This is a genomic window from Achromobacter deleyi (assembly GCF_902859705.1).
Lineage (GTDB): Bacteria > Pseudomonadota > Gammaproteobacteria > Burkholderiales > Burkholderiaceae_B > Achromobacter > Achromobacter deleyi.
The window spans coordinates 394,844-419,904 of sequence record NZ_CADIJO010000002.1; the positions used below are offsets into that span (position 1 = coordinate 394,844).

At 67.3% G+C, this 25,061-nt stretch carries 24 protein-coding genes; 7 read left to right on the top strand and 17 right to left on the bottom strand.

Going from position 1 to position 25,061, the window contains the following annotated elements:
• The first annotated feature begins 225 nt into the window (after positions 1-225).
• The gene (locus HV798_RS04250; RefSeq protein ID WP_175191227.1) at positions 226-2,466 is read left to right on the top strand and encodes a phosphocholine-specific phospholipase C; all 2,241 of its coding nucleotides are present in this window, start codon (positions 226-228) and stop codon (positions 2,464-2,466) included.
• 1 nt (position 2,467) lies between these two features.
• Here HV798_RS04250 and HV798_RS04255 read toward each other — a convergent pair whose 3' ends face one another.
• The 4 genes from HV798_RS04255 to gvpU form a co-directional block, all read right to left on the bottom strand.
• Entirely contained in the window at positions 2,468-3,880 is a 1,413-nt protein-coding gene (locus tag HV798_RS04255; protein WP_175191226.1) for a DUF2252 domain-containing protein, read from the bottom strand.
• Positions 3,881-4,052: 172 nt separating this feature from the next.
• Positions 4,053-4,739, bottom strand: a complete 687-nt coding sequence (locus HV798_RS04260) for a pentapeptide repeat-containing protein (RefSeq protein ID WP_175191225.1) — start codon at positions 4,737-4,739, stop codon at positions 4,053-4,055.
• Between the two features lie 30 nt (positions 4,740-4,769).
• Positions 4,770-5,420 (bottom strand): response regulator, encoded by a 651-nt coding sequence (locus HV798_RS04265; protein WP_175191224.1) that lies wholly within the window; start codon positions 5,418-5,420, stop codon positions 4,770-4,772.
• Between the two features lie 52 nt (positions 5,421-5,472).
• Positions 5,473-5,928: a gas vesicle accessory protein GvpU gene (gene gvpU / locus HV798_RS04270; protein ID WP_175191223.1), complete on the bottom strand. Its 456-nt coding sequence runs from the start codon at positions 5,926-5,928 to the stop codon at positions 5,473-5,475.
• Positions 5,929-6,103: 175 nt separating this feature from the next.
• On the opposite strand from gvpU, the gene HV798_RS04275 reads away from it, so the two are divergent.
• Complete coding sequence (locus HV798_RS04275; protein ID WP_175191222.1) at positions 6,104-6,472, top strand: hypothetical protein; 369 nt, start codon at positions 6,104-6,106, stop codon at positions 6,470-6,472.
• A gap of 78 nt (positions 6,473-6,550) precedes the next feature.
• Here HV798_RS04275 and HV798_RS04280 read toward each other — a convergent pair whose 3' ends face one another.
• On the bottom strand, positions 6,551-7,534 hold the full coding sequence (locus HV798_RS04280; protein ID WP_175191221.1) for a helix-turn-helix transcriptional regulator: 984 nt from the start codon (positions 7,532-7,534) through the stop codon (positions 6,551-6,553).
• 119 nt (positions 7,535-7,653) lie between these two features.
• On the opposite strand from HV798_RS04280, the gene HV798_RS04285 reads away from it, so the two are divergent.
• The gene (locus tag HV798_RS04285) at positions 7,654-8,262 is read left to right on the top strand and encodes a glutathione S-transferase family protein (protein WP_175191220.1); all 609 of its coding nucleotides are present in this window, start codon (positions 7,654-7,656) and stop codon (positions 8,260-8,262) included.
• 29 nt (positions 8,263-8,291) lie between these two features.
• Here HV798_RS04285 and HV798_RS04290 read toward each other — a convergent pair whose 3' ends face one another.
• Positions 8,292-9,608 carry a ParB/Srx family N-terminal domain-containing protein gene (locus HV798_RS04290; protein WP_175191219.1) on the bottom strand — a complete coding sequence of 439 codons (1,317 nt, stop codon included), beginning with the start codon at positions 9,606-9,608 and terminating at the stop codon, positions 8,292-8,294.
• Positions 9,609-9,680: 72 nt separating this feature from the next.
• Positions 9,681-10,862: a multidrug effflux MFS transporter gene (locus HV798_RS04295; RefSeq protein ID WP_175191218.1), complete on the bottom strand. Its 1,182-nt coding sequence runs from the start codon at positions 10,860-10,862 to the stop codon at positions 9,681-9,683.
• Between the two features lie 90 nt (positions 10,863-10,952).
• On the opposite strand from HV798_RS04295, the gene HV798_RS04300 reads away from it, so the two are divergent.
• Positions 10,953-11,741 carry an AraC family transcriptional regulator gene (locus tag HV798_RS04300; protein WP_175191217.1) on the top strand — a complete coding sequence of 263 codons (789 nt, stop codon included), beginning with the start codon at positions 10,953-10,955 and terminating at the stop codon, positions 11,739-11,741.
• Here HV798_RS04300 and HV798_RS04305 read toward each other — a convergent pair.
• The 6 genes from HV798_RS04305 to cyoA all read right to left on the bottom strand — a co-directional run bounded on the left by HV798_RS04305 (position 11,738) and on the right by cyoA (position 17,991).
• Positions 11,738-12,844, bottom strand: coding sequence for a porin (locus tag HV798_RS04305; RefSeq protein ID WP_175191216.1), 1,107 nt, complete (start codon positions 12,842-12,844; stop codon positions 11,738-11,740). The two genes, HV798_RS04300 and HV798_RS04305, sit on opposite strands and share 4 nt — an antisense overlap.
• A gap of 197 nt (positions 12,845-13,041) precedes the next feature.
• On the bottom strand, positions 13,042-13,854 hold the full coding sequence (locus HV798_RS04310; RefSeq protein ID WP_175191215.1) for an SURF1 family protein: 813 nt from the start codon (positions 13,852-13,854) through the stop codon (positions 13,042-13,044).
• Between the two features lie 4 nt (positions 13,855-13,858).
• Positions 13,859-14,254 carry a cytochrome o ubiquinol oxidase subunit IV gene (cyoD, locus tag HV798_RS04315; RefSeq protein WP_025139210.1) on the bottom strand — a complete coding sequence of 132 codons (396 nt, stop codon included), beginning with the start codon at positions 14,252-14,254 and terminating at the stop codon, positions 13,859-13,861.
• Positions 14,251-14,892 (bottom strand): cytochrome o ubiquinol oxidase subunit III, encoded by a 642-nt coding sequence (cyoC, locus tag HV798_RS04320; protein WP_175191214.1) that lies wholly within the window; start codon positions 14,890-14,892, stop codon positions 14,251-14,253. The genes cyoD and cyoC overlap by 4 nt, the downstream gene beginning before the upstream one ends.
• On the bottom strand, positions 14,885-16,888 hold the full coding sequence (gene cyoB / locus HV798_RS04325) for a cytochrome o ubiquinol oxidase subunit I (RefSeq protein WP_175191213.1): 2,004 nt from the start codon (positions 16,886-16,888) through the stop codon (positions 14,885-14,887). Before cyoB ends, cyoC begins: the two co-directional genes overlap by 8 nt.
• Before the next feature lie 59 nt (positions 16,889-16,947).
• The gene (gene cyoA / locus HV798_RS04330) at positions 16,948-17,991 is read right to left on the bottom strand and encodes a ubiquinol oxidase subunit II (RefSeq protein ID WP_175191212.1); all 1,044 of its coding nucleotides are present in this window, start codon (positions 17,989-17,991) and stop codon (positions 16,948-16,950) included.
• Between the two features lie 224 nt (positions 17,992-18,215).
• Between cyoA and HV798_RS04335 the strand changes: the two genes are divergently transcribed.
• Positions 18,216-19,550, top strand: coding sequence for an MFS transporter (locus HV798_RS04335; protein ID WP_175191211.1), 1,335 nt, complete (start codon positions 18,216-18,218; stop codon positions 19,548-19,550).
• Positions 19,543-19,932 carry a hypothetical protein gene (locus HV798_RS04340; protein ID WP_175191210.1) on the top strand — a complete coding sequence of 130 codons (390 nt, stop codon included), beginning with the start codon at positions 19,543-19,545 and terminating at the stop codon, positions 19,930-19,932. The genes HV798_RS04335 and HV798_RS04340 overlap by 8 nt, the downstream gene beginning before the upstream one ends.
• Before the next feature lie 17 nt (positions 19,933-19,949).
• On the opposite strand, the gene HV798_RS04345 is transcribed toward HV798_RS04340, so the two are convergent.
• Together HV798_RS04345 and HV798_RS04350 are read right to left on the bottom strand one after the other, a co-directional pair.
• Positions 19,950-20,969 carry an amino acid ABC transporter substrate-binding protein gene (locus HV798_RS04345; protein WP_175191483.1) on the bottom strand — a complete coding sequence of 340 codons (1,020 nt, stop codon included), beginning with the start codon at positions 20,967-20,969 and terminating at the stop codon, positions 19,950-19,952.
• A 49-nt stretch (positions 20,970-21,018) separates the two neighbouring features.
• Complete coding sequence (locus tag HV798_RS04350; protein ID WP_175216338.1) at positions 21,019-22,347, bottom strand: aspartate aminotransferase family protein; 1,329 nt, start codon at positions 22,345-22,347, stop codon at positions 21,019-21,021.
• A gap of 143 nt (positions 22,348-22,490) precedes the next feature.
• Between HV798_RS04350 and HV798_RS04355 the strand changes: the two genes are divergently transcribed.
• Entirely contained in the window at positions 22,491-23,390 is a 900-nt protein-coding gene (locus HV798_RS04355) for a LysR family transcriptional regulator (RefSeq protein ID WP_175191209.1), read from the top strand.
• Here HV798_RS04355 and HV798_RS04360 read toward each other — a convergent pair.
• Positions 23,378-24,421: a histone deacetylase family protein gene (locus tag HV798_RS04360; RefSeq protein WP_175191208.1), complete on the bottom strand. Its 1,044-nt coding sequence runs from the start codon at positions 24,419-24,421 to the stop codon at positions 23,378-23,380. The genes HV798_RS04355 and HV798_RS04360 overlap by 13 nt on opposite strands.
• A gap of 40 nt (positions 24,422-24,461) precedes the next feature.
• On the bottom strand, positions 24,462-25,052 hold the full coding sequence (locus HV798_RS04365; RefSeq protein WP_246288571.1) for a YdcF family protein: 591 nt from the start codon (positions 25,050-25,052) through the stop codon (positions 24,462-24,464).
• Positions 25,053-25,061 lie beyond the last annotated feature (9 nt).

The window sequence follows — 25,061 nt, forward strand, 5'->3', positions numbered from 1 at the left end:
CCTTTCTGAAGAACCTCCCCATGCCCTCCAAGCGTCTTGCAAGAAGCCTTGCCGCGGTCCTGCTCGCGGCCGCCACGCTCACCGCCTGTGGCGGTGACGATTCCTCCGATGATGATCCCGCGCAGCCTACGCCGCCGGTGACCGAACAGCCCAAGCCCGCGCCCCAGCTGCGCTGCGCACCGTAAGCGGCGGTTGCGCCGTCCTCAACGATCCCGAGTACACCTGATGACTACCCGCCGCAATTTTCTGCAGACCGCCACGGGCGCGGGCTTTGCCGCCGCTGCCCTGGCCGCCTTTCCGCCCAGCATCCGCCGCGCGCTCGCCATCCCCGCCAACAACGCCACCGGCACCATCAAGGACGTCGAGCATGTGATCATCCTGATGCAGGAGAATCGCTCGTTCGACCACTACTTCGGCACGCTCAAGGGCGTGCGCGGCTTTGGCGACCGCATCACCATTCCGCTGGCCAATGGCCGCAAGGTCTGGCAGCAGCAGCGCAGCAACGGCGCCGTGCTGACGCCTTTCCATCTGGATGGCAGCGCCAACAACGCGCAGCGCGCCAACGGCACGCCGCATAGCTGGAACGACAGCCAGAACGCCTGGGACCACGGCCGCATGGCCAAGTGGCCCACGTACAAGACCGACATCTCGATGGGCTACTTCAAAGAGCGCGAGATTCCGTTCCAGTTCGCGCTGGCCAACGCCTTCACGCTGTGCGACGCCTATCACTGCGCGATGCACACCGGCACCGACGCCAACCGCTCGTTCCACCTGACCGGCACCAACGGCGCCACGGCTACCAACACCGCCTTCGTCAACAACGAATGGGACTGGATCGACGGCCTGCCGGCCGGCGTCAACAAGGGCTACACCTGGAAGACCTACGCCGAGCGCCTGGAAGCGGCCGGCGTCAGCTGGATCTCGTACCAGAACATGCCCGACGAATGGGGCGACAACATGCTGGGTGCGTTCCGCCAGTTCCGCCAGGCCAACATCGCCTCGGGCTTTCCGGTGTCCAGCGGCGGCTCGCCCGGTTCGCCGTACGCCAACACCGGCCAGGCGCTGCCGTACAAGGCCTACGATCCGGCCACCGACAACGCGGCCAATCCGCTCTACAAGGGCATTGCCAACACGCTGCCGGGCACGGCGCCCGAGCAGTATCTGGATGCCTTCAAGCGCGATATCCGCGAAGGCAGGCTGCCGCAGGTCTGCTGGATGAACGCGCCGTCGATCTATTGCGAACACCCCGACCCGTCCAGCCCGGTGCAGGGCGCCTGGTTCCTGCAAGAGGTGCTGGACGCGCTGACCGCCGTGCCCGAGGTCTGGAGCAAGACGGTGCTGCTGATCAACTTCGACGAGAACGACGGCTACTTCGACCACGTGCCGTCGCCGTCCGCCCCGGCGCCGGCAGGCGGCGGCGCCTTCGCGGGCAAGACGACGCTGTCCTCGGCCGACATGGCGTTCGAATACTTCAACCACCCCGCGCCCACCGGCAGCACCAGCCAGCCCGCCCGGGACGGCCGCGTGTACGGCCCGGGCCCGCGCGTGCCGATGTACGTGATTTCGCCCTGGAGCCGCGGCGGCTGGGTCAATTCGCAAGTGTTCGACCACACCTCGGTGCTGCGCTTCCTGGAAGCGCGCTTCGGTGTGGCCGAGCCCAACATCAGTCCGTTCCGCCGCGCCATCTGCGGCGACCTGACCAGCGCCTTCAATTTCAAGACGCCCAACACGGAATCGCTGCCGACCCTGGCCGGACGCGCCACCCGCAGCGCGGCGGACCAGTTGCGTACCGCGCAGGAAGCGCTGCCGCAGATGCCGTTGCCCACCGACATGCAGCTGCCGATCCAGGCCAGCGGCACGCGGCCGTCACGCGCCTTGCCGTATGAACTGCACACCAGCGCCCGCTGCGACGCGGCCGGCACGGTGCAGCTGGTGTTCGCCAATACCGGCACGCAGGGCGCGGTGTTCCACGTGTACGACCGTTACCACCTGGACCGCCTGCCGCGCCGTTATGCGGTCGAGCCGGGCAAGACCCTGGACGACACCTGGAACGTGCTGGCCGACAACCTGGGCATGTACGACCTGTGGGTGCTGGGCCCCAACGGCTACCTGCGCCATTTCAAGGGCGACACCAACCGCATCACGGATAGCGGTTCGTTGCCCGAGATCCGCGTCTGCTACGACATCGCCAATGGCGAGGTCTACACCGAACTGCTGAACACCGGCGGCAAGGCCTGCACCTTCACCATCACGCCGGTGGCGTACCGGCAGGACGGCCCCTGGCCGCAGTCGGTGCAGGGCGGCGGCAAGGCGTCGATGAACTGGGCGCTGGCCGCCAGCGGGCAGTGGTACGACTTCGCCGTCACGTGTTCCAGCGACCCGGCGTTCTATCGCCGTTTCGCCGGCCGCGTGGAAACCGGCGCGCACACGGTCAGCGATCCGGCCATGGGCGTGGTGGCGGCGTAACTCAAACGCGAAAGTCCGCCGCCATGTCCTCGTCGGTGCGCATGGGCAACCTGCCCGCGCGGCATGCGTCCAGGAAGTGGCGGTAGTCTTTCTCGTTCTGCCGCGCATAGGCCTGGGCGTAGGCGACCAGCGCTTCGGCGAACTGGGTCGAGCGGCCCATGTAGGCCGCCAGTTCCACCGAGTGGCCGCTGGCCTTGGCATGCGCCCGGGCCAGCGCGCGGGCGCACATGCGGGCATAGCCGGTCAGGATCTTCTGATTGAAGCTCTCGACATCGGCCGATACCTTCATGTCGCGCAACTGGCGGAAGTAGTAGTAGCGTCCGCGCGGCCCCGTCGACCAGCCCAGGAAAATGTCGCTGGCGGCCTGCAGCAGGCGCTGGCCGGCCACCACGCGAAACCCTTCATGCCCCGGGTCCTTGCCGCGCGCATAACGGTCAATGACCGACTGGCGCGCTTCCTTGGCCTGCAGGAACAGCGGGTTGCCCCAGCTGTCCACCATCAGCAGCACCAGGCAGACCGTGCCGACGCTGCCCACGCCCACCACTTTGAAGACCACATCCTGCAGGTGAAAGTGCATGAGCAGCGCGCGCCGGTCGGGCGCCAGGCTGTCCAGGTAGCCGGCATAGCACTTGGCCATCTTCTTTTTCCAGGCGGCGGTGTCGGGCCAGTGCTCGCCGGGGCCCAGCAGCGTGGCGGGGCCGGTGGGGTGAAACAGGGCAGGCGGCGCATCGCGGATGCGCCAGCGGCCTTCGTCCTGCCAGGCCATCTTGCGCAGCATGCTTTCGTTGGTGCGGCCCGCGGCCTTTTCCATGGCGCGCTGGATCAGGCGGCGGCCTTCCTGCGTTTCGGCATCCTGCAGCATGCGTTCGAAGGTCAGGCCTTCGTACCAGACGTCCAGCGTGCTGTTCTGCGCATATTCGGTCATGCGGCGCTGGTACTCGGCGGCGGCCGCCATGACGATGCCCGCGGTGTCGCCGCGGCCATACCCCATGTGCTGCGCCGCCACCGCCAGGCTGGCGGTCAGGCGCTTCACATCCCATTCCCAGGGGCCGGTGGCGGTTTCGTCGAAATCGTTCAGGTCGAACAGCAGCTGCCGCTCGGGCGTGGCGAAGCCGCCGAAATTGAGCAGGTGCGCGTCGCCGCAGATGGGAATGGAAATGCCGGTGTGGGGCGTGCCGGCCAGGTCGTGCGCCTGCAGAATCGCGGCGCCGCGAAAGAAGGTGAAGGGCGAGGCGGCCATGCGGCCGTAGCGCAGCGGGATCAGCGCCTTGACGCGTCCGGCGCTGTTGATGCGCAGCAGCTTGACCGGATCGCGGTCGACGTTGCCGATCGCCGCATGGGAAGAACGCCTGGCGTGTTCGCGGGCCTTGTGTCCATGGGACTTGCGCGCCTGGATGCTGTCTGTCTCGAGCATGGGGAATCTCCCGGGTCATACACAGAAGTCGACGGCTGGCCAGGGGCTGCGGACACGCAAGGGAGCGTTCCCTGGAAGTCGGCAGGGCCTGGTCGGGCAAGTGTACGGGGCCGGCGGCGGCTTGGCTATGCCCCCGCCACGGCGGGACGTGAGGGCCGGCCGTGCAGCCGGGTCAGATCACGGTGATGCGCAGTTCGGCCAGCAGGGTGGCCGCCTGGGTCTTGGAAATGGCGGCGCCGGCCAGCCGGGCGGCCGCCGACAGGTCGATGCCGCCCAGGTCGGCCTCGCGCAGGTCGGCGCCTTCGAAGCGCGCGTTCTTCAGCGTGGCGTTGCGCAGGCTGCCGCCGTGGAATACCGTATCGCGAAAGTCGCAGCCGGTCAGGTCGGCGTCGGAAAAATCCAGCTGGTGCAGGTCGGTCTTGCGAAACGAGATGCCGCGCACCAGCGCGCCGACCAGCAGGCATTCTTCCAGCGTCCAGCCCAGGCAGGCGATGCCGTCGAAGTCGGACCCCGTCAGCTTGCAGCCGCGAAAGCGGGCCGTGGCCAGGCGCGCGCGGCGCCAGCTGGAATTGTTCAGGTCGCAGCCGGAGAACACCGCATCGCTGGCGTCGGCCGAGGCGAATACGGCATGGCCGCCGCGGCAGCGCAGCCATTCGGTATCGGCCAGGGTGGCGCCCTGGAACGAGGCGTCGGCGATGGCGCAGGCGGTGAAGCGCGCGCCGCGCAGGTCCAGTCGGGAAAAGTCGGCGTCCTGGAAATCGCAGTCTTCGAAGACCAGGGGGCGCTCTTGCGCCTGTTCGATCAGCGCCTGCATTGCCTTGCGGTCCAGCGCCAGGCCCGTTATCGGGGGCTGCGTCATGCCATCTTCTCTTGGGGGTTGCGACAGGCGCTATTGGAACATGCCGCTTTCGGCACAGAACGTCACCAGTTCCTGGTCGGTCTGCACGTTCAGCTTGCGCATGGCCGATATCTTCTGGCCGCTGACGGTCTTGACGCTGCGCTTGAGGCTGTCGGCGACCTGCATCATGGATTCGCCGCGCACGAAGTGCCGCAGCACCTCGAATTCCTTGGGGGTGAGGCTGTTGATGCGTTCGCCCAGGAACCGGGTGCGCGCCGCCGCGCTGCCGTCGCGCTGGAAGTTCGGCGGATAGTAACGGCGGCCGGCTTGCAAGGTGTGCAGCGCGGTGACGATTTCGGCCAGGTCGTCGTGCTTGAGCACCACCGCCGCCACCCCCGCGTCGTACAGCGCCGAGATGATCATGGGGTTGGACACCATGGTCAGCACCACGATGCGCGTGGCCGGGTAGTGGCGGATCAGGTACTTGACCAGGCGGATGCCGTCGCCGTAGGTCTCGTCGCCGGGCATCGAATAATCGGTGATGACGACCTGCGGCAGATCCCGGGCCAGGTGTTCGACCAACGCCGTCGGGCTGGACAGCGTGGCCACGACATCGAAGCTCAGGTCCTTGCCCAGCAGGTCGCTCATGCCCATCAGCACCAGCGGATGGTCATCGGCGAGGACGATGCGAAGTCTTTGCATGCGGGGCGCGGTCAGTTGGGGGCAGGGAGGCAGACGGGATCGAGCAGCCCGCTCAGCCGATCTGCTCGGCCTGCAGGCGGCCCAGGATGAAGCCGTCGACCGCGTTGCTGCGGCCGCGCCACAGCGTGGGCTGGCCGGCAATCGGTGTGCCGTCGGCGGTGAAGAACAGGGCGTCCGCCAGGTGGATGTAGTTGGGCAGCGGTTCGGCCGGTTGAGGCAGGCGGAACACGTCGCCCAGCTCGGCCAGCGAGTTGCGTACCGTTTGGCGGCCCGCCGATTCCATGTCCGTCAGCGAATCCGCGAAGCTCTCGGCGAAGCGGTCGAAGTATTCGGCGCCCGACACGATCGAGCCGGACACCAGCATGCCGCCCATCTGCAGCGTGACGCCGATGCTCTTGAGCTGGCCGCCGTTGTTCACCAGGTTCACCAGGAATTGCAGGAACACGTCGGCCTGTGGGTTGGCGGCAACGGGGGAAACGGGCGTATCGGGGGTCGGGTCGAGACTCATGGCAAGAGCGCTCCGGTGAATGCGAGGGAGTCACAAGATACTCGAACCGCGCCGAATACGCATCAGGCGCAATCGGCGGATAAGGCGCCGGATCGGGCGGCAGTCCGGCCAATCGAGGGTGGCGGCGCAGGAGTAACTTTCGGAGAATCGAGACTTTGACCGATCCGGCCAGACCATGACCATTGTGAACTCGTCGACCGCCGCCACTGCCGCGGACGCCCGCAAGACCAGCGCCACCAACGGGGCGGAAGGCGGCGCCTTCCGCGCGGCCTTCGCCGATGCGCAGCAACGCAACGCCTCGGCCCTGGCCGGCGGCGTGAAGGGCGCGGCCCCGGTAGCCGCTTCCGCGGCCGAGCAGGAATTCATGGACTACGCGTCCATGTCGCTGCAGGACAAGATGTTCTATGCCGCCCTGGCGTCGCTGGGCATTTCCAAGAAAGACTACGACGCCATGTCGGCCGCCGACAAGCTGAAGGTCGCCGAGAAAGTGTCTTTGATGATGCAGCAGCTGTCCAAGGCCGACCAGGCCAAGCTGGCCAGCTGACCTCCTGACGGGGCGACGACACGTCCGTTTCGCCTTTCGGCAAGACGTCAGCCCCATGCCGGCAAGCCGGCTGCGCGGTCAAGCCGGGCCGCCCGCCTCGCGCCGTTGCAGCATGCGGGCGACGCGTTCGCCCGCCGCCTGAAAGCGCTGCGCCAGCGAGTCGGGCGCCAGCACCTCGAATTCCACTTCCAGCGCCATCAGCCAATACGTCAGCGACTCCAGCGATTGCCCTGTGCAGCGCAGCAGGCAGCGGCTGTCGTCGTCCAGCGCCTCGACCTGGCCGGCCGATGCGGGAATGCGCGCCGCCATCACCGCGCGCGGCGCGTGCAGCACGATGCGGGCTTCTTCGGCATTGGGCGCCTGGCCCACCGAACGCGCCACATACGCGCGCAGGTCGCCGCCTTCCGGGGGCGGCCGTGGTGCGAAATGCGCGCCCAGCGCCACGGGGCCGGCAATGCGGTCCAACCTGAAGGTGCGCCAGTCGTCCCGCGCCGGGTCCCACGCCACCAGATACCAACGCCATCCTGTGTGCGCCAGCCCTTGCGGCTCGACCTGGCGCGTGCTGGCCTGGCCGCGGCTGTCGGCGTAGTCGAAATTCACGCGCAGTTGATCGCGGCAGGCCGCCGCCAGCGTGGCCAGCTGGCCGGCGTCCACCAAGGGGCCTGCGCGCGGCAGCGGCACGATGGCCGAGCGCAGCGCGTCCAGCTTGTGGCGCAGCCGCGTGGGCATGACCTGTTCCAGCTTGACCAGGGCGCGCAGCGCGGCTTCTTCCACCCCGCCGACCGAGCCGGTGGCCGCCGTGCGCAGCGTGATGGCCACCGTCATGGCCTCGTCATCGTCCAGCAGCAGCGGCGGCAGCGTGTTGCCCGCGCGAAACGCGTAGCCGCCCGCCACGCCGCTGCTGGCCTGGATCGGGTAGCCCAGTTCGCGCAGCCGGTCGATGTCGCGCCGCAGCGTGCGCGGGTGCACCGCCAAGGCTTGCGCCAGCTCGGCGCCGGCCCAATGGCGGCGGGTCTGCAACAGGGAAAGCAGGCGGAGCAGGCGGTTGCTGGAACTGAGCATGGTGAGGCGACGATACCTCGTATCGAGGGCGGAAACTGTCCGCAATGGATTCTACAGTTCGTCCGTCGTCAGCGGCCACGGGGCCGCGGCACTCACCCCCGAAATCCGGAGCCTTTTCCATGTCTATCGTTTTCTATTGGCACCCCCAGTCCAGCGCTTCCCCCATCGCCTGCGCCCTGGCCGAATTGCAGGTCTCGCACGAACGCGTCAAGGTGGATATCCGCGCGGGCGAGCAGCGCCGCCCCGAATTCCTGGCCCTCAATCCCAATGGCAAGGTGCCCACGCTGACGGTGGACGGCGCGCCGATGTTCGAGGCCCTGGCGATCCATCTGTGGCTGGGCGAGAACTGGGGCGTCAAGCAAGGCCTGTGGCCCGTCGCCGGTACGCCCGAGCGGCTGGCCGCCCTGTCGTGGTGCGCCTGGGCCTACGTGACGTATGGCGCGGTGCTGTCGCGCCTGTTCCTCACGACCCACGGCGATGAACAGATCCGCGATGCCGGCCAGGCCGCGCGCGCCACCGCCGACCTGGATTCCCTGCTGGGTCTGCTGGACGCGCATCTGGCACGCCAGCCCTGGATGCTGGGCGGCGAATACTCGCTGGCGGACCTGGTGGTCGGGTCGGTGGTCGGGTATTCCGCGATGGTGGGCGCGCCGGTGGCCGCGCACCCGAAGGTGCAGGCCTGGCTGGGCAAGGTCAAGAGCCGCCCCGCGATGCAGGGCGACGTCTGAATGTGAAACCGCCGCGCCAGGCCGCTCGCTTACCAGCCCCAGCAGGTGCCGGCGGCGGGCTTGCCGCAAGCGCGGTAGTTCACCGAATACCAGAGCTTGCCTGCGGTGCGCGGATCGCCATTGGTCTTGACGTCGTTGCGCGGCAGTTCTTCAAGCGCGTCGCGCGCCGCCTTGGTGGGCGTGCCGCTGGCGGCACCGGCCACCAGCACGATGCGGCCCAGGCTGGCGGCGGTGCTGTCCTGGAACACGATGTCGGTGTCGGCCAGCGCGGTCATCTTCAGGGCGGCATTGCGCACCGCGGCGGCGTAGCCGTCGTTGGCGCCGGTGGGCGCCAGCGCGGAACTCAGCGTGCTGACCGTCAGGATCTGCGCGGGCGTGGCCGGGGCCACCATGGCGTACGCGTCCAGGCCGGCCAATTGGCCGCCTGCCACCTGGCGGCGCAGCCAGTCGCCCCACAGGAATTCGGCGAATTCCGGCAGGCTGCCGTTGCTGTAGGCGATGTCGCGGGTGAAATACACCAGCGAGCGGTAGCGGTCTTCCTGCATGCCGCCGGCTTCCTGCGCGTTGGCGATGCCCACGCGCGACGGCAGCTGGTCCACCGTGATCGGCTGGTTCTGGCCATCACGCAGCCACGCGCGGCGCTCGTCGACCATGCGCTGCCAGAACGCGGACGACGTGCCCAAGGTACTGTAGTTGGCGCTGACCTTGACCCACACCGGCAGCTTGGGGCCGCCGTCGAAGATTTCACGCAAGGACGAGAACGTGTGGTGTCCGTCCGTCAGGTACAGATTGCCATCCCAGCCGATCACCACCGTCTTCAGGTTGGTGGGGTCGCTGCCGGGGGCGGCGGTGCAGGCGAAGCTGTCGGGCTTGTCCAGGCGGGCGGCCTGGGCCTGGGCGACCGAGGTGAATGCGACGGCCGTGGTGCCGCCCATGTCTTCGCAGTAGTCGCTGAATTTCTTGCCGACCGTGCGGTTCACATAGTCCAGCTGGTTGACGGCATTGCCGGCCCAGGTGGGGCGGGCGAAGTCACCCTGCCAGCGGCCGAGCTTGTAGTAGATCTGGTCGTAGCCGATGGCCGCCTGGGTGGGGCGCAGCTCTTCGATGCGCACCTTGAGCACGTCGCCCGTCTTGGCGGTCAGGTAGGCCTGGTTGCGGGTGTCGACGGGCGGCGGCGCGGGAGTTTCCGCAACGGGAGGCGTGGGGGCGGGGGTGTCGTCATCGTCGCTGCTGCCATTGCAGGCGGCCAGCCATAGCGGCAACGAGGCCAGCGCCAGCACGCGCAGGGCGGGGCGCCAGCGCGCGGCAAAGGGCAAGGGAGCAACGGGGGAGGGCGTGCGGGACATGGGCGTCGAGGGGGGATTGATCAGAGAAGTATCCAATGATGACGGAACCGTGTTGCGTGATCATTGCACTTGTCATGTGCGCGACAAAATTGTCGGTGCGCGCAGCACCATCAGTATCAGGGCCACGGCCACCCAGGCGGCGGACAGCGGCCGCGGTGTGTCGAACGGCAGCCACGCGCTGGCTGCCAGCCCCAGGCCCAGCAAACTGTAATAGGCCAGCCCGAACAGCGCACCGGCGCGTCCCAGGCAATGCCCATAGCGGTGCAAGGCCGGCCCCAGCAGATTGGGAATAGCCAGGCCAACCCCCACGAAGATCGGCAGCGCCGCCGCCGCCCACAGCCAGCCCGGTTCCGGCCGCCAGCACACGGCCACGGCTTGCGCCACCGCGCCCAGCGCCACGCCGCGCAGGCCATGGCGTACCCGCGTGGCCGCCGTCATGGCGTTAGGCATCACCCGGTTCAGCATTGCGCCCAGCGTGCCGGCCAGGGCAACGCCCAGCCCCACCCAGCCGAATCCCAGGCCGGGCAGTTCGCCGGTCATGAACGGCCCCGCAGCATAGAAAGAGAACACCAGCAGGTTCAGGCCGGCCACGCGTAGCACCGCCAGGCGCAGCTCGGCGTCGGCCAGCATCTGGCGCGCCAGCGCCGCCAGCGGCACCGCGGCGGTGACAGCCGGGCGGGTTTCGCACCAGTGGCGCACGGCGAACAGCAACAGCCCGGCAATGGCCAATGCAATCACCGCCAGTACGCCCGCATAGCCCTGGCGCTGCGCCACCAGTTGCCCCGTCAGCGGGCCCACGGCGGGGGACCACGCCAGCACCGCGCCCAGCGTCACGAAGTAGCGCGTCAGGCGTTCGCCGGCCAGGCAGTCCCTGAGCAGCGTCTGCGTCACGACCGAGCACGCGGCCAGGCCGAGCGCCTGGATGAAGCGCCCGGCCAGCAGCCACGCATAGGTCGGCGCGGCCAGCGCGCCCAGCGTGCCCGCCAGGCTGATGGCCAGTGCGGTCAGCATTGCCGGGCGGCGGCCCCAGGCGTCGGCCAGTTGGCCCCATAGCAGGACGCCGCAGGCAAAGCCCATGAAGAAAATGCCCATGACGGGTTGGGTGGCGGCCGCGTCCAGGCGCCAGTGGCGCGCCAGGTCCGGCAGGGCCGGGGCCAGGATGGTTTCCGCGATCTGGGGCAGGGCCAGCAGCGCGATGATGAGCCAGCGCGGCGGCAATGTGGGCGCGGACGAAGGGGGAGCGGTGTGAGGCATGGCGAAGCGGTGCGGCAAAAGGACCCTAGCGTATCGGGCCGGCTTTGCGCAAAATCACGACATCTCGCCATAAAACATCGCCAATCGGACATGCCTGTCTATTCCCCCACTTCGGTCGAAGATCCCGACAGCGTCGTCTGTCCCGTCGTGGGCCAGGCCATCGATACCCGGGCCCATGCCTCGGACTGGCACGCCCATCGGCGCGCGCAACTGCTGTATCAGGTGCAGGGCGGGGTGACCTTGTATCTGGCGGATCGGGTGGGGCAACTGGCGCCCTTGCAGGCGGCCTGGCTGCCGGCAGGGTGCCTGCACCGCACGGTCATGCAGGGCGCGTTCGCCTATCGCAGCCTGTATTTCGACGTGGGTGTGTTTCCGAATCTGCCGCGGCAGCCGGGCATCCTGGACGTGAACCCCTTGCTGCGCGAGATGATCGTGCGCATCACGCAATGGCCGTCGGACCAGCCGCTGGACGCGGTCCGGCAACGCCTGGTGGCGACCCTGCTTGATGAAATGGCGGCGGCGCCCACGGCGCCGCTGCATCTACCGATGCCGCGCGACCGGCGGCTGGCGCCGATTGCGCGCGCGCTGCTTGCCGACCCGGCCTGCCCGCGGTCCATCGAAGACTGGGGCAGGCAGGTGGGTGCCAGCGGCCGCACCTTGGCGCGGGCCTTCCTGGCCGAGACGGGGTTGCCGTTCACCCGCTGGCGCACCCAGTGCCGCTTGCTGATCGCGCGGGCCCGGTTGGCCGAGGGTGCCTCGGTGACGGAAGTGGCGCATTCGGTGGGCTATGCCAGCGACAGCGCCTTCATTGCGATGTTTCGGCGCGCCTATGGCGAGCCTCCGCGACGAAGGCTGCACAGGCGCGCCGTGGCGCTTTAGAACACGTGGCGGATGCCGACGCCGGCCGCGGTGCTCTTCAGGCCGTCGATGAACGCGTAGTCCTTGCCGTACGAGCCGTAGGCGTACAGGTTGGTGCGCTTGGACAGGTCGTAGGTGTAGCCCACGCTCCAGACGTTCATGTTGGCATCGCCGCCGGTCAGGCGGTCGTTGGACGGCGACACGTGCTGCCACGACGTGAACACGCTGCTGGCGCCGCCCACGGGGATGGTCGCGCCCAGCATGTAGGCGTTGGCCTTGAAGCCGTCGACGTAGCGGTTGGTGCCGAATTCATCGCTGAACGGCGTGCCGCCGGGCAGGTCCTGGCCGACGAACCAGCCGTCGGTGGTGCGGCCGTAGGCGGCGGCCAGCTTCACGACTTCCAGGTCGTACGAGATGCCGGCGGCGTACTGGCGCGGGGTGGCATCGTGGTCGATGGCGGCGCGGTTCGAGCCGTTGAGCTGGTCGTAGGTCAGCGTGAAATTCAGCGGGCCCTGCACGTAGCGCGCGCCGACGGTGATGCCGCGCGAGTTGTCGGCGGTACGGAAGCCCGTTTCGTTGGCGTTGGTGTCGTCCGCGTTGAACGAGTAGCCCGCGGCGAACTCGAAGCCGCTCATCGAGGGGCTGCGGTACATGACCATGTTGTCCCAGCGCATGGTGTTGGCCGCGCTGAAACCCAGGCCCAGGTTGGATTGCGTGTAGCTGGTGTAGAAGGGGTCGATGTCGGCCAGGTAGTTCGAGCCCACGGTGGCCTGGCGGCCGAATTCCACGGTGCCCCAGGCGTCGCTGGTCAGGCCGATGGTGGCCTGGCGGCCGAACAGGCGGCCGTTCTGGGCGCGCGAGCCGTTGCCCGAATCGAACCCGCTTTCCAGCTTGAACACGGCGCGCAGGCCGTCGCCCAGATCTTCGGATCCGCGCAGGCCCCAGCGGGAGCCGGCCTGGATGCCGTTGATCATGCCGAGTTTGCTGCCGTCATAGCCATCGCCCTTGATCTTGTTGTAGCCGAGGCCGGTGTCGATGACACCATAGAGAGTGACTGACGTTTCTGCCTGAGCGACGCCTGCAAAGGTGGTCAACATTGCGGCTGCGAGCAACGTCTTTTTCATCCGGAAAACTCCTAGAGTGGGGTGGAAAAAACAAAGGGAACAGCACGTTAGGCGAGGCGCCTAGCGGTGTTCCCAACCCCTAGTGTAGACCAGTTTGGTCTATTTTCCGGCAATTCGGTCGAATTTCTGGCTATTTACGGCAATTATCAGACCAATCTGAGCACCCAGCCACGGCCGCGGAGACCGCCGCGTCTGCCCTAGCCGCGACGCCCGCGCAGGCGTCGCTCTTCCCGCACCACGATGGCCGCGCCCACGATGATCATGGCGGCCAGGGCGTACCAGGTAATGGCATACACCAGGTGGTTGTTGGGGAAGGTCAGCACCGTCAGGCCGGCCACGGGCGCCTTGGCCGGATCGCGGGCGGCGCCAGGGGCGGCGTCCGCGTCGATGAAATAGGGCGCCACATCCGATGCCGTCAGCCCGCGCGCCGCCGCAATGGCCGGCAGGTCGCGCGAATACCAGAGGTTGGATGCCGGATCGTTGTTGCGCAGAAAGCCGCTGCCCGGTTCGCCCATGCGCAACAGGCCGGTGACCTGCACCGGGGCCGCCGCGGCTTCGGCCTGGGCTTGCGCCTGGCCGGCGGCCTGGCTCTTGCGCCACTCGGGCAACACGAAGCCGCGGTTCACCAGCACCGTGCCGCCGCCATCCGCCAGTTGCAGGGGCGTCATGACCCAGTAGCCGCTGCCCAGCTCGGTGGCCGCCTGCACCAGCGTCTGCTTGTCGTATTGGTACACGCCGGAAGCCGACACACGGCGGTATTCGGCGTTGTCGGAATTCAGGGCGGCCCAGTCGGCCCGCGTGGGGGCGGGCGTGGGGGCCGCATGGGCGCGCTGGTCGACCTGCGCGATCAGGCCTTGTTTCCAGGCCAGCCGATGCACCTGCCAGGTGCCCAGGGCGCACAGGCCCGCGAACAGCGCAACGGCAATCACCCCGAGTATGACCAGGGTGGTTGCCTTGCGGGGACTGCGGGGGGTGTCGCCGGGTAGGGAAGAGTCTTTTGTTGCCGCCATCACATCAGGGCATATTCCGCATGTCGTGGATCGACATGGGCATCATGTTGGAGTTCAAGTGATACATGATCCAGATGGATCCGCTGAGCGTAATCACGACCAGCACCAGGGTGAATATTAACGCCAACATGTTCCAGCCGCTTTCGGACTTGGCGTCCATGTGCAGGAAGTACACGATGTGCACCACGATCTGCACCGCCGCGAAGGCCAGGATGATCAGTGCGGTGGTGCGCGAACTGTCGAACACGCGGCCCATCACCAGCCAGAACGGAATCGCCGTCAGGATGGCCGCCAGCACGAAGCCGGTGACGTAGCTTTTCAGGGTGCCGTGGGCGGCGCCGTCATCGTCGTCGTGGTGGTCGTGGCCGCCGTGGCCAGCGTGGTCGGCATGGGCGGTCATGGCAGCACTCCCATCAGGTAGACAAAGGTGAACACGCCGACCCAGATCAGGTCCAGGAAGTGCCAGAACATCGACAGGCACATCAGCCGGCGGCGGTTTTCGGGGATCAGGCCATGCATGCGGACCTGCACCATCATGGTCACCAGCCAGACGATGCCGAACGTGACGTGCAGCCCGTGCGTGCCCACCAGCGTGAAGAACGACGACAGGAACGCGCTGCGCTGGGGCCCGGCGCCGATGTGGATCAGGTGCGCGAACTCATACAGCTCCAGGCACAGGAAGCCCAGCCCCAGGATGCCGGTGACCGCCAGCCAGCCCTGCGTGGCGCCCACCCGGTTGCGCCGCATTTCCAGCATGGCGAAACCGTAGGTGATGGACGACAGCAGCAGCAGCGACGTGTTCACGGCCACCAGCGGCAGGTCGAACAGGTCGGCGCCCGACGGCCCGGCCGCGTAGTTGCGTCCCAGCACGCCGTAGGTGGCGAACAGGCAGGCGAAGATGAGGCAGTCGCTCATCAGGTAGACCCAGAAGCCCAGCAGGGTGCCGTTCTTCGGGTGGTGTTCGCCGGGCACGTGGAAGACGGGCTCCGGGGGCGGCGTGGCGCCGCCAGGCAGGGTGGGGGCCAGGGTATCAGACATGTTTCGCCAACAATTGGGTGCGGGCGTCTTCCGTGCGCACGACCTCGTCGGCCGGCACGTAGTACTCGCGCTTGTAGTTGAAGGTATGGACGATGGACACGATGATCAGCGCGGCGAACGACAGCACCGCCAGCGGCCACATGTGCCAGATCAGCGCAAAGCCCATCACCACGCTGATGCCCGCCAGCACGATGCCCGCCCAGGTGTTCTTGGGCATGTGGATGGGAATGAAGCCGTTCTGCGGGCGCTGGTAGCCGTGCTGCTTCATCTGCCACCAGGCGTCCTGGTCATGCACGCGCGGGGTGAAGGCGAAGTTGTAGTTGGGCGGCGGCGACGATGTCGACCATTCCAGCGTGCGGCCGTTCCAGGGGTCGCCGGTCAGGTCGCGCAGCGATTCGCGGCGGCGGTAGCTGACCACCAGCTGGATCAGGAAGCAGGCGATGCCGATGGCGATCAGGAAGGCGCCGAACGCGGCCACCTGGAACCAGATCTGCAGCGACATGTCCTCGAAATGGTTGACGCGGCGGGTCACGCCCATCAGCCCCAGCACGTACAGCGGCATGAAGGCGAAGTAAAAGCCCACCAGCCAGAACCAGAACGAACACTTGCCCCAGAACGGGTCCAGCTTGTAGCCGAAGGCCTTGGGGAACCAGTAGGTGATGCCGGCCATCAGCCCGAACAGCACGCCGCCGATGATGACGTTATGGAAGTGCGCGATCAGGAACAGGCTGTTGTGCAGCGCGAAGTCGGCCGGCGGCACCGCCAGCAGCACGCCGGTCATGCCGCCGATCACGAAGGTGACCATGAAGCCCATGGTCCAGAGCATCGGCACTTCGAAGCGGATGCGGCCGCGGTACATGGTGAACAGCCAGTTGAAGATCTTGGCCCCCGTGGGGATCGAGATGATCATTGTCGTGATCCCGAAGAACGAGTTCACGCTGGCCCCGGACCCCATGGTGAAGAAGTGGTGCAGCCACACCAGGTACGACAGCACCGTGATCACGACCGTGGCGTACACCATCGACGCGTAGCCGAACAGGCGTTTGCTGCAGAAAGTGGCCACGACTTCCGAGAATATGCCGAAGGCCGGCAGGATCAGGATGTAGACCTCGGGGTGGCCCCAGATCCAGATCAGGTTCACGTACATCATGGCGTTGCCGCCGAAGTCGGCCGTGAAGAAGTTGGTGCCCACGTAGCGGTCCATCGACAGCAGCGCCAGCACCGCGGTCAGCACCGGAAAGGCCGCCACGATCAGCACGTTGGTGCACAGCGCGGTCCAGGTGAAGATCGGCATGCGCATCAGCGACATGCCCGGCGCGCGCATCTTGACGATGGTGACCAGCAGGTTCACCCCTGACAATAATGTGCCTACCCCCGCGATCTGCAAGGCCCATATGTAGTAATCGACCCCCACGTCGGGACTTTGCGCGATGCCTGATAAAGGCGGATACGCCAGCCAGCCGGTACGGGCGAATTCGCCGACGAACAGCGACATCATCACCAGCACCACGCCGCCGGTGGTCATCCAGAAGCTGAAGTTGTTCAGGAACGGGAAAGCCACGTCGCGCGCGCCGATCTGCAGCGGCACCACGTAGTTCATCAGCCCCGTGACCAGCGGCATGGCCACGAAGAAGATCATGATCACGCCGTGGGCGGTGAAGATCTGGTCATAGTGGTGCGGCGGCAGGTAGCCGGTCGAATCGCCGAACGCCACGGCCTGCTGCAGCCGCATCATGATGGCGTCGGCAAAGCCGCGCAGCAGCATCACGATGCCCAGGATCATGTACATGATGCCGATCTTCTTGTGGTCGATGCTGGTGAACCATTCGTGCCACAGGTAGCCCCACTTCTTGTAGTAGGTGATGGCGCCCAGCACCACCACGCCGCCCACCGCCACCATCAGGAAGGTGATCAGCAGGATGGGCTCGTGAAAGGGAATGGCATCCCAGGTCAGGCGACCGAAGATCAGCTTGGTGAGGTCTGGTTGATCAGTCATCTCGGTTCCAGGGTGAAGACCTTGATTTCATGCGGCCGGACCGGTGCGCCGGGCCGGCCTTACATCGTCAATTCGGCGGCTGACGTGCACATCGCGCCGACGTACTTGCGCGGTGGCGTGTCGGTCAGGCCCAGGCGCTCGCGCGTGGCGGCATCCAGGCTGGCGATGTTGTGCGCGCCCGGTATGCCCATGCCGCCACCCGCGTCGATCGCCATGGCGTCTTTCATGCACATGCGGTTGGGTTCGACGCAGCGGTTGACGATGGCGTCGAACAGGCCGGGCGCCACGCTGGCGTAGCGCTGCACAGGGTTGCGTTCGCTGGGCTGCTCAAGCTTCAGGTAGGTTTCTCGGCTGAGCGCGTTGCCCGAGGCGCGCGCATCGGCAACCCACTTATCGAAACCCTGCGCGTCGACCCCATGGAAGCGGAAACGCATGCCCGAGAAGCCCGCGCCGCTGTAGTTGGCCGACAGGCCTTCGTAGTCGCCGGGGTGGTTGATCACCGCGTGCAGCGTGGTCTGCATGCCGGGCATGGCGTAGATCTGGCCGGCCAGGGCGGGCACGAAGAACGAATTCATGACCGTCGACGAGGTGATCTTGAACTGGATCGGGCGGTCGACGGGGGCGGCCATTTCGTTGACGGTGGCGATGCCCTGTTCGGGATACAGGAACAGCCATTTCCAGTCCAGCGCCACCACTTCGACCACCAGCGGCTTGGTGCCCGGCGGCACCTCGCGGCCTTCGGACAGCCGTGCCAGCGGCCGGTAAGGATCCAGCTGGTGGGTGCTGACCCAGGTCAGGGCGCCCAGCGCGATGATGATCAGCAGCGGCGCGGCCCAGATCAGCAGCTCCAGCATGGTGGAGTGGTTCCAGTCCGGGTCGTAGTGGGCCTCGCGGTTGCTGGCGCGGTAGCGCCATGCAAACAGGAAGGTCAGGAAGATCACCGGCACGATGATCAGCAGCATCAAGCCGGTGGAGATGATGATGAGGTTGCGCTGCTGCACCGCCACGTCGCCGGATGGCGAGAGCAATACCGCATTGCATCCTGCGAGCAATGGCAGGGCGGCAAACAGGATCAATCCGCTAAGCCTAGGGAAAGACGGCATGGCCATACCTCGAAACGTAACCGTGGGAGGTAAACGCAACACTACGCTGGAAGCCGCGAAAAATCTAGGGTAAAAAGAGCAAAAGTATGCACGCCCAAGGCGTGCGGGGCGGGGCCGGGCACTGTTGGGCTGCGGCCCGCAAAGCCTTTGGCGGTTGTGCATACGGGTGCATTGCAAAAGCGTAGACAAGGCGTCTTTCAAACTTCCTTTCAGCGAGCAATCACATGGCGACCACCACGCAGGTTCCCGGCCACGTCTCCCCCTTGCCCCTGCCGGGGTCGGCGGGCGCCGCGCCCAGCCACGCCAAGGTGGCGCCTGGCGAGATCGCCGTCGGCGTCGTCATCGGACGCGCCTCTGAATACTTCGACTTCTTCGTGTTCGGCATCGCTTGCGTGCTGGTGTTTCCGCGGGTCTTCTTCCCGTTCGAGCCGCAACTGGAAGGCACGCTCTGGGCCTTCGTCATCTTCTCGTTTGCCTTCATTGCGCGGCCCATCGGCACGGCGCTGTCGATGGCGATTCAGCGACGCTGGGGCCGCGGCACCAAGCTCACCACCGCCTTGTTCCTGCTCGGCACGGCCACGGTGGGCATGGCGTTCTTGCCCGGCTACAACGTCATCGGCGCGCATGCCATCGTGTTGCTGGCCGTGTTCCGCTGCCTGCAGGGCCTGGCCTTCGGCGGCTCTTGGGACGGCCTGCCGTCGCTGCTGGCATTGAACGCGCCGCCCAACCGCCGCGGCTGGTACGCGATGCTGGGCCAATTGGGCGCGCCCATCGGCTTCATGATCGCCAGCGCGTTGTTCCTGTATCTGCACATCACCCTGACCGAAGCCGACTTCCTCGATTGGGGCTGGCGCTATCCGTTCTTCGTGGCCTTCGCCATCAACGTGGTGGCGCTGTTCGCGCGGCTGCGCCTGGTGCTGACCGAGGAATACACCCAGCTGCTCGAAGAGGGTGAGCTTGAACCCATCAGCACCACGCAGATGGTGCGCGAGCAGGGCTATAACCTGTTCCTGGGCGCGTTTGCGGCGCTGGCCAGCTACGCGCTGTTCCACCTGGTGACCGTGTTCCCGCTGTCCTGGATCGCGGTCAGCGCCACGCAGCAGATATCCGATGTGCTGATCGTGCAGATCATCGGCGCGTTCGTCGGCATCCTGGGCACCATCGCCTCGGGCCTGATCGCCGACCGCATCGGCCGGCGCACGACGCTGGGGTTGCTGGCGGGGCTGATCGGCGTGTTCGCGCTGTTCACGCCCTGGCTATTGGGTGGCAGCCCGAAGGCGCAGGACGCCTTCATCCTGATCGGCTTCGCGCTGCTGGGCTTGTCTTATGGCCAGGCGTCCGGCACTGTCACGGCCAACTTCAGCAAGCGTTTTCGCTACACCGGCGCGGCGCTCACCACCGACATGGCCTGGCTGACCGGCGCGGCCTTCGCGCCGCTGGTGGCGCTGGGGCTGTCGGCGCGTTTCGGGCTGGTGGCGGTCAGTATCTATCTCTTGTCCGGCACGGCCTGCACGCTGTTGGCGCTGCGCATCAACAAAGCGCTGGAAACGCGTGACTGATCCGGGCGCGACGACCTCCCGCCCTGCCGGCTTACCGCTGCGGTGGGTGCGCGCCCTGGTGCTGGGCGTAATCCTGGCAGCCATCGCCTGCACCCGAACGCTGGATGCCCAGGTGCTGCCCGCCTGGTATCTCGGCGCGGGCGACGTGATCTTCGTGGTGGTCTGCATGCTGGCTGCGGCGCTGGGCCGCGGGCCGGGCTTTCGCGATATCTGGTCACGCGGCTTTGTCTCGGCCTTTCTGCTCTACAGCCCGGCCCTGTTGCAGGGCGGCCGCACGGCCGTGCCCTGGATGCCGACGCTGCTGGCCGTGCTGCTGCTGGCCTGGCCGCTGCTGTGGCTGTTCGAAGCGCTGTGGTGGCGGCGCGGGGCGCGCACCGCGTGACCTGACGGGGGCTCGTGTCAACGCACGGGCCACCCATACATCAGCCCGCCATCGCGCCACTGCGCATTGAGCGCGCGCGGCAATTTCATGGCGCTGGCCATGCCCAGGTTGCGCTCGTAGCTTTCGCCGTAATTGCCCACCTGCTTGATCAGCGTATACGCCCACTTGTCGTCCACCCCCAGGTTGCGGCCCATGCCGGGCGTGACCCCCAGGATGCGCTGTATGTTGGGATTGGCGCTTTTCAATTGGCTGTCCACATTGGCCGAGGTCAGGCCGAATTCTTCCGCTTCCAGCGAGGCATAGAAGGTCCAGCGGACCACGTTCAGCCAATTCTCGTCGCCCTGGCGCACCATGGGGCCGAGCGGGCTCTTGGCGATGTTCTCGTCCAGGATCACGTAGCTGTCGGGATGTTCGAGCGTGGTGCGTGAGGCAGCCAACTGCGATTTGTCGGACGTGAACGCATCGCAGCGGCCGGCGGAAAAGGCCCGCACGATTTCGTCGTACTTGTCGATCACCACGGGCTTGAAGTGCAGGTTTTTGCCGCGGAACCAGTCGGCCAGGGCCAGTTCGGTCACCGTGCCGGGCTGCACGCAGATCGTGGCCCCATCCAGTTCCTTCAGTGTCTTGACGCCAAGCTTGGCGGCCACCATCACGCCCTGGCTGTCGTAGTAATTCACCGCCACGCTGAGCAGGCCCAGCGTGGTGTCGCGGGCCAGCGTTGGCGTGACGTTGCGGGTCAGGACGTCCACTTCACCGGATTGCAGGGCGGTGAAGCGGGCCTGGGTGGTCAGCGGCGACAGGCGGAACTTGCTGGCGTCGTTGAAAACAGCGGCGGCGATGGCGCGGCACAGATCGACGTCCAGGCCTTGCCAATCGCCCTTGCTGTCGGGGGCGGAAAAACCCTGGATGCCGGTGGACACGCCGCATTGCACGTAGCCGCGCTTCTTGACGGTGTCCAGGGTGGGGCCGGCGTGGGCCAGGCAGGTCACGGCCAGCGCCAGGGCGCCGGCCGTGGTTCGGAACACAGGTTGGAACATCGGCATTGCATTCTCCTGCCGGGCTTGGCCCGGTGCCCACAAAGGCGGTTTACGCGGTCAGCGCGCGGGGTTTGGCCATCGCATCCAGGCTTTCGGTCAGCGCCTGGTCCAGGATCGCGATGGCGCGGTCGATTTCCTCGTTGCTCACGGTCAGGGGCGGGGCGATGCGCCACACCGAGCCGCGTTCGGGGCGGCGGCGGATGTTCATCGACAGGCCCAGTTCAAAGCAGCGCTGCGTCGTCAAGGCCCCCAGCTCGTGGTAGGGCTCGCGGGCGCCGCGGTCGCGCACCAGTTCCACGCCCAACAGCAGGCCCAGGCCGCGCACGTCGCCGATGGCTTCGTGGCGTTGCTGCAGTTCCAGCAGGCCGCGGCGCAGGTAGTCGCCTTGCTTGCGGGCGCGTTCGATCAGGCGCTCGCGCTGCAGGGTCTCCAGCACGGCCAGGCCGACGGTGGCCGGCAGCGGGTCCGACACGTGGCTGGTGTAGAAGGTGAAGCCCTTTTCGTGCACGTCCTGCTCGATGGCCGGGGTGGTGATGGTGGCGGCCAGCGGCAGGCCGCCGCCCAGGGTCTTGGACACGCTGATGATGTCGGGCGTGACGTCGAAATGATCGGCGCCCGTGCGGCAGCCGATGCGGCCGAAGGCGGTCTGGGCTTCGTCGAAGATCAGCAGCATGCCGCGTTCGTCGGCGGCACGGCGCAAGGCCTGCATGTACGACTTGGGCGGCACCAGCACGCCGCCTGCGCTGATCACCGGTTCGACGATGATGGCGGCGGGCCGGCCGGCTGACGCCATGTCGAACATCTTCAGGCCGATTTCCAGGCAGGCCAGGGCGGATTGCTCGCCGTCCAGGCCGGCGATGTAAGGCCGGTAGGCATTGGGCTCGGGCATGACGAACACACCGGGCGGCGGCACGCCATAGCCCTTGCGGTCGCTGGCATACGACACCGAGCCGGCGCCGCTGGTCACGCCATGCCACGACCCGCCGATGGCCAGGATCTCGAAGCCGCTCTTGTACATCTTGGCCATGCGCAGCGCGATCTCGTTGCTTTCCGAGCCGGTGTTCACGAAGATCGACTTGGTCATGCCGGTCGGCATCCAGTCGCGCGCCACCGTCGCGGCCAGTTGCGCCACGGCCTCGGGGATCATGCCGCTGAAGAAATGGAACGCGGTTTCGCCCGCTCGGTGCACGGCTTCCACGATGGCGGGGTGGTTGTGGCCGATGGTGGCGCACATCTGGCCGGACGTGAAGTCCAGGATTTCGCGGCCCGTGTCGTCGCGCACGATCGTGCCCTTGGCCGACTTGAACAGGTTGGGAAAGGTGTCGCCGCCGTAGCGGATGAGGTATTCGCGAGCTGCGGCACGCAGGGTTTGATCCATGTTTACACTCCGGCGGTGGGCAGGTTCCAATGCGGAACCGTCGGGCGCAGTGTCTGGCGGCGCGGCGCGGGCGTCCAATGCGAAGTACGCATGCGCCGCCATGCATGGCGCGCATGGGCCATGTGAATCGCGCAAGGATCAGTATGGATACCCGATGGCTGCAGGACTTCATCACCTTGTCGGAGCTGCGCAATTTCACGCGCGCGGCCGAGGCCCGCAATCTGTCGCAGGCCGCATTCAGCCGCCGCATCCAGAGCCTGGAAAACTGGGCCGGCGCGCGCCTGATCGATCGTTCCGCATTTCCTACCCAGCTGACCGAGGCCGGCGAGCGCTTTCGCGTCGCGGCGATCGAACTGGTCAATCAATTGGTCGAGGCGCGGGCCGGCATCGCCGCCGTGCCGGCGCGCAACCAGTTGCGCCTGGCGACGTCATATGCCTTGGCGACCACGCACCTGCCGGCGTGGTGGCGCGACTGGAGCGCAGGGCAGCAGCTCAGTTGCAGCCTGCAGACGGGCAACGTGCACGATACCGTGTCGGCCTTCACGTCGGGCACGGCGGATCTGCTGATCTGCTTTCATCAGGTGGCGCAACCCCTGCCGCTGGACCTGGCGCGCTACGAAAGCCTGACGCTGGGCACGGAGCTGATCCGGCCCTACGCGTCGCCGGCCTTGATCGCGCGCGACGGCCTGGATTTGCCTGGCAGCATTGCCCGCCCGGTGCCGTTGTTGATGTATTCGCCCAGCGTCTATTTCGCACGGTTGATCGACGCCGCGATTGAAAATGCAGCCGAGCCGCTGCACGGCGTGCGGCTGTTCGAAGCCGAGATGTCGGATGTGCTGGGCGACATGGCCGCGCAGGGCCTGGGCGTGGCCTGGCTGGCCGACAGTGCGCTGCAGCGGCTGGCGGCGGCCGATCTGCAACCGCTGGCCAACCGCGCCTGGGATATCGAGGTGGCGATCCTGGCGTTCAAGGACCGCAGCGACGCGCGCCCCGCGGTGGACGCGCTGTGGCAGCGGATGCGCGCGGGCGTTCAGCCCGCGTAGCCTTCCAGCACGTTGGCGACGTTGATGCCGACTTCGGCCACCGCGTAGCCGCCTTCCATCGTGAACACGGCCGGCAGGCCCAGCTGCGCCAGCCGCGCGCCCACCAGGAAGTAGTCAGCGCTTTGCAGCTTGAACTTGGAGATCGGGTCGCCTTCGTAGGTGTCCACCCCCAGGGCGATGACGACGGCGTCGGCCTTGAAGCGGCGGATGGCGTCGATGCCGGTGTCCAGCGCCTGCGTCCAGGTGGCAAAGTCGGTGCCGGCGGCCAGCGGCAGGTTCAGGTTGCAGCCGGTGCCGTCGCCTTGGCCGGCTTCGTCGGCATAGCCCAGGAAGAACGGATATTCGGTGCTGGGGTCGCCGTGCACCGAGACCGTCAGCACGTCGCCGCGCTCGTAGAAGATGCTCTGCGTGCCGTTGCCGTGGTGATAGTCGATGTCCAGCACCGCGACCCGCTCGGCGCCCGCGTCGCGCAGCGCCTGCGCGGCCAGGGCCGCGTTGTTCAGGAAGCAATAGCCGCCGAAGAAATCCGCGCCGGCATGGTGGCCGGGCGGGCGCGTCAGGGCCATGGCCGCGCGCGGGCTGCCGGTGGCCGAGACGGCGCGCGCGGCGTCGATGGCGCAGGCCGCGCCGGCCGTGGCGGCTTCCCAGGTGCCGGCGGTGAGCGGGCTGCCGCTGTCGAACGAGAACAGGCCGACGCGGGCGGCGAAGTTGGTGGGCGAGATGTCGTGGCGAAAGCCGCGCACCGGCCAGACCGACGGCAGGATGTCCAGGTCGGCATTGGCCGGGTCCAGCGCGATCCAGTCGGCCCAGGCGCTTTGCAGGAAGTCGACGTAGCGCGGGCTGTGCACGCGCCGGACCAGATCCATGTCGGCTGCCGACGGGGCCTGCAACGCGCCGATGCCGCGCTGGCGCAGGGCGTCCAGCACGTATTCCAGCCGTGCCGGCGTTTCGTGGCAGGGCACCAGCTTGCCGCGGAACATTTCCTGGCGGCCATCGTGTTTGCTGTGGACGGGGTTGTGGAAGATATGCACGGGGTTGCCTGCGCAGGAAAGGGGGAAGGGGAAAGCGAAACTATAGCGGCCGGACGGCGTACCAGGCCAAGGCCGGCAGCTCGCGCACGATCGAATACAGGTCGCGCGCTTCGAAGAACCGGGGCGAGGCGCCGCCCACCTGCGCCACGCCCTGGCGCTTGAGCGCCAGCATGGTGCGCGGCACATGGAAATACTGCGTGATGGCCGTGGCGCTGGCGTAGCCGTGTTCGCGCATATAGGCGCTGGCGTGGCGGGCCGTGGCCCAGCTGTCGTTGCCCAGGCTGTCGACCACGATGCGGGCGGCGGGCACGCCGCGCGCCAGCAGGTAGTCGCGCATCACGACAGCTTCGTCGTGGCCGTCCGGGTCGACGCCGCCGCTCACGAAAACGATCTTGCAGCGCTCGGCGGCCACGCAGTCGTAGGCACGGTCCAGCCGGGCCGCCAGGCGCGGCGACGGCTTGCCGTCGGCGGCAACGGTATTGCCCAGCACGACGGCGACGTCGGCGGCGGGGGCGTCGGCCAGCAGGCCAGCGGCGATCACGGCGCTTGCGGCGATCAGCACGACGGCCACCCCGGCGGCCAGGGCGCGCCACAGCCATCGCATCACACCTGTCTTCTCGTTGCGGTTCATGGTCGGCCC